Source organism: Johannesbaptistia floridana, assembly GCF_057440575.1.
Genome location: NZ_JALKVM010000251.1, coordinates 1 through 1,825 on the forward strand (window position 1 = coordinate 1; position 1,825 = coordinate 1,825).

1 protein-coding gene is annotated in these 1,825 nt (G+C 35.7%); it reads left to right on the forward strand.

Annotated features, from left to right (window positions below; translation table 11 throughout):
• Window positions 1-1,821: CHAT domain-containing protein (locus MW688_RS15665; protein ID WP_486736947.1), on the forward strand; the 1,821-nt coding region annotated here is incomplete at its 5' end.
• Window positions 1,822-1,825 lie beyond the last annotated feature (4 nt).

Consider the following 1,825-nt stretch of genomic DNA (forward strand, 5'->3'; position numbering starts at 1 on the left):
GGTTATTTAGCCTTCACAGAAGGCAACTGGAACTTAGCTATCAACGCATATAATCAAGCCATTGAAGCAGTAGAACTTACTCGTAGTTGGATTGTCGATGACCAGCGTCGTCAAGAACTAATAGAACAAACTATCTCGGTTTATGAGAATATTGTTCAATGTTATGTTAACACCAACCAATTAACCAAAGCTTTAGAATACGCTGAACGTTCTCGCTCCAAACGTTTGGTAGATTTAATGGCTAGTAATGATCTCTATAGTCAGGGAGAAATTCCTGAGCAATTAGAACAATTACTCAAAGAATATGATGACTTACAAGAAATAATCTATCGGTTACAAAATCATCCTGACTCCAATGATAATTTAGAATTAACTCGAACAACTCTAAGAGAGAGTAATTCAAGACCAATAGACCTTGAACAGATTGCCACAATCCAACAGCAAAAACAAGAGATTTGGCAACACATACGCTCCCTAGACCCAGTTTTAGCGGGACAAATACAAGTAACTTCTCTTAATTACGAAGAGATGCAACAGTTAATTGATAACTCTCATACCGCCATCTTAAGCTTTTTTACTACTAATAAAGATACTCATATTTTCATTCTCCGTCACCACCAACCACCTCAACTACATACCTGTTCAGGAGAAGGTTCAAAAGCTTTCCAAGACTGGATTCGTTCTCAATGGTTAACACCTTATTTACAAGGGGAAGAAAACCAATCACAATGGAGAGAATGGTATCAAAATATGCCAGAATTTTTCGATAACCTGGCCCAACGCTTACAGTTAAATCAACTGATAAATAACTATTTAGAAGGAATTGAAGAATTAATTATTGTTCCTCATCTTTTTCTTCATCAAATTCCTTTTTCTCCTTTACCTATCTCAACTCAAGGTGATGAGCTTGTTTCGGCAACAACTACTCATCCCGAAAATCAACTCAAACAAACTCTAAAATTCAATTATTCTGTACCAGAAGAACCAGAAACTACCCTAACTATTTCCCCTAGTTGTAGATATCTTGGCGATCAATTCCGTTTGAGAATAGTACCTAGTTTACAAATCTTAAACTATTGTACACAACGTCCTCAAGTAGAAGGAGATTTAACTAAAGGTATTGTAGAAAATGCCACATCAGATAGAATCTTTACCAGCTATGTAGGGGAAGAATTTATTCAATCATATCAAATTCCACCTGAGTTTCACCTAAGAGGAGCAGAAGCCACAATAAGTAACTATCAACAAATAAGTCAACAAGTAAATACCATACAATCTATTCACCATGCCTATTATAACTTTAATAATCCTTTAGAATCAGGGTTGGTTTTAGCAGATGGATATTTAACTATTGGTCAATTAATGACACCAGCTTGGCGGCGATTAAACCTAGTAGATGTTTATCTATTTTGTTGTCAAACTAATTTTTCTGTTACCCAAGTGAGTAATGACCCTCTTACCCTAGCCACAGGATTTTTGTGTGCAGGAGCGAGAAATGTTTTAGGAACTCAGTGGTCAGTAGAAGAGATAGCTACTTGTTTATTTTCGCTAATTTATCACTCAGAATTATCAGAAAAAAAGAGTCGTTCTTTAGCGGTACAAAACACACAACAAAGGTTAAGAAATATCTCAGGAGAAGAGATTTTAAATCAATATTCCAGTCAAATCAGGACTTACTTTAACAAACTAAGACAAAGTAATTTTGTGTCAGATGAAGATATTAATAGAGCTGAATATCGCCTACAACAAATTTGTGCTCAACCACAACCTTTTGCTCATCCTTACTATTGGGGTGGTTTTGTTTCTATGGGGTTAGCTTAGACTC